The sequence below is a fragment of the Romboutsia sp. genome (assembly GCF_035470145.1).
Taxonomy (GTDB): Bacteria; Bacillota; Clostridia; order Peptostreptococcales; family Peptostreptococcaceae; genus Romboutsia_D.
In genome coordinates this window covers 1-2,941 of sequence record NZ_DATIRC010000341.1, presented here as the reverse complement: position 1 = coordinate 2,941, position 2,941 = coordinate 1, and the positions used below count along the sequence as shown (strand labels likewise).

4 protein-coding genes are annotated in these 2,941 nt (G+C 32.4%); all 4 read right to left on the bottom strand.

Annotated elements, in window-relative coordinates:
* The coding region (locus VLM92_RS13690) for a hypothetical protein (RefSeq protein WP_325276890.1) at positions 1-339 on the bottom strand (339 nt) is incomplete at its 3' end.
* Between the two features lie 96 nt (positions 340-435).
* Entirely contained in the window at positions 436-810 is a 375-nt protein-coding gene (locus tag VLM92_RS13685) for a hypothetical protein (RefSeq protein ID WP_325276889.1), read from the bottom strand.
* 91 nt (positions 811-901) lie between these two features.
* Complete coding sequence (locus VLM92_RS13680; protein ID WP_325276888.1) at positions 902-1,132, bottom strand: hypothetical protein; 231 nt, start codon at positions 1,130-1,132, stop codon at positions 902-904.
* A gap of 83 nt (positions 1,133-1,215) precedes the next feature.
* Positions 1,216-2,268, bottom strand: coding sequence for a GP88 family protein (locus VLM92_RS13675; protein ID WP_325276887.1), 1,053 nt, complete (start codon positions 2,266-2,268; stop codon positions 1,216-1,218).
* Positions 2,269-2,941: the final 673 nt, after the last annotated feature.

The following is a 2,941-nucleotide window of genomic DNA, read 5'->3' as shown; positions in this document are numbered from 1 at the left end:
CACTCTTTCGGCTCTCTCTCTTAAGAACTCACATCTTTCTTTTTGTAGACTTTTATCATTCACTATTTTGTTTATTGTTTTCATTATCATAGATGCTTGTTTTGTTTTTATGTACTCTAATTCTTCACTATATACATTCGTTCCTAATATTCCACCACCGAATTTTTTCCACTTAGTTTCTGATACTTCTAGCACTATATCACCTTCATCTTCATATACCCAGAATTTTACATGTCCTTTATCAAAAGAAACTTCATCCATAAATCTTGTGTCAATATCTACTCTGCATATCATGTTGTTTTTCTCTAATTTTTGTACTTCGCTTATTATTGTTTTCATGTGTGTATCTCCTTAGTTTTAAGTCCTGCGACTATTATTTTGTGTTGTGTGTATTTCTACTGGACAAGGTGTTTTTTGAGAACACCTTGAAAAACTCTAATCTATTATGTATTTTAAAAACCCATTAAAGTTCTTAAATTTACTTATATAATCAAGTACTTCTTTATCATTTGGAAAATCTTTTTTGTCCTGCTCTAATGTTTTAGATTTTTCCAGTATTATTATATTTTTTTCCAAGTTTATTAATGACTCTATATAATATATTGCATTAGCAAATCCCATTGATGTATCTGTTGTTTCTATTAAGTTTTTTAATGATTCTACATTTATATTGTGGTATGTTCTTATTTTTGCATCTGTGAATGTTTGTATAAACTTATCACACATGTTATATAATGATACTGCATCCATACTCGAATAATTTTCTATAGTATCTATTAATATTGTTTTTGCTTGTTTGTATTGACTCATTTTTTTCTCCTTTTTGGCTTAAAGTCCCTCGACTATTATTTTTATGGGATGAACGTGTTTTATGTGTACGTTCCCAAACCACATTTTTATTTTATAAACTACTACCAAATATTTCTCTGATGATATGCCACCCTTTAGGGAATAATACATTACCTATTGCATCAACAACTGCTATTGTTATTGTCATTAATGTACTTACCACTAAATACCATACTGCAATTAGTGCAATTAGTGCAACTATGCTACCTAATACTATCAACGCTTTTTCCTTTCTATTAAATGTAGTGTTGAAACTGTGTAACTTTCTTACCAGTGTACCCATAGTGTATACCTACCTTTATTTTTATTTTTTTGGGACAGTGCATCCCATTGGGATGGGGATTTTAGGAATCCCCTTCTAAAACCTTAGTGTATCTCACAGTATATTGTTAGGCTCTTTTTAACTGTGCATAATCTACATGAAGAACACGATTCACCATGACATATTGTTTTTGATTTTTCTTTATCTTGTTTTATTTCTAGCATCTCTGCAGGTGTAACTGCTTTAAATGTATTTAGGTTATTTGGTAATAACTCGATTGATTCTTTTATTTGTTCACTCGTACCAAAATCAGAGATATTAACAACTAAGTTTTTAGGAAGTTTTTTCCCTTCTAATAACTTATAATTTTTTGTGTATGTATAGTATTTTGTATCTGGATTTGATTTAGCAACTCTTTTATATAAGTCAAGTATTTTTTCATTGTGGATTTCACCAGATCCATTAAGTCTTGCATTTTTTGAGTTTATTGTTTCTTGTACGATTTCACCTGCTACCACATGTGGTTTGTTGATTACTCTGTATAATTGTCTTAGGTCACAAACTGCTTTATATGGGTATTGAGTATATGCTTTATTGTTATAGCAACTTTCCTTGCATGTGCTACAATTCACGCACATTTTATTGTTTTTCATGTACTCGATAAAATCTTCAAATTTTTCTTTTTCTTTTTCTGGTATGAAATCCATGATTTCTGGGTTATTCTTTATTATTTGTAAAAAGTCTTTTTGTACCTTGATATTAGGTAGATTGAATACTGGGATTCTATCAGTTTTATTGTTTTCCTTCATGTAAAATTTATCGTTGAATATTGAAGTTATATTATTTACTATGTGTGCTTGACATGCGTTAACAACTTCAAACCCTGCATTTTGTGCATCTTGCATAGATTTCGTGATTTCCTTATCTGTCAACTTCTTCTCTGTGTTCTCCTTCTTAGAACTTGCAAGTAATTGCAAATCCATTTTCATTGGCTCAACTGGCATTACATCCTCGTAATATGCGTTGTTGTCTATTACATAGTGTAAAGAACCGTTTCTGCTAGACCAATTTAACCAACTCATTTTACCTTCTAATTGCATGTCAAAAATTGTATTTAATTGTGTTTCTACGTATTGCTTTTGTGTTATTATCGTCATTGTGTTCTCCTTCTGCACTCTGTGAAGTGCTACCAATAAAATATAGTTTGTGAGTCCTGCTCACGTTGCGACCTTTAAACCAGAGTTTAAAGATTCCAACGCATTCAAGACTTGACTAGGTGGTTTGTGACCCACCTAGTCCTCGAATGTGTGTAAACTAAGTTATATCAAGACTTATAGGGTACAAACTCCCACTATCGTGGTACAAAATACCTTGCTTGATGTCTATATTCGACTTATTACCTCACATGGTGGGTATATATCATCCGACATAATAACCATGTTTTAACCTGCGTTCGTTTAGGTGGTTTCGGTGGCTCTCGTTCCATGCCGACCTGCCTAAAGTTCCAACTGCCGAATACCTCAGAGCCACGCTAACAAGGAAGTTATTAAAGGATGTAAAGTCCTCAAGTATGCCACTTGTTAACCCTTAACTGGTTTACCAAAATATCGGTGTCTAGTTTCCATCAAATCGAATTATACATAACTCTGGCATGACTGCCTTCTACGATTCAATGAGGTCTTAATAAAAAGTATCTAGTTTTCAAAGTGCTAGTTGTTGGTGATAGTGTGTAATAACTTTGTCACCAGTTCGGAACGTTGCGTTCCTATGTTGCGTTTTAAGATTTGATTTGTTGTTGTTGCGTTGGTGTAGCTGATGTGTTGTTGTTGT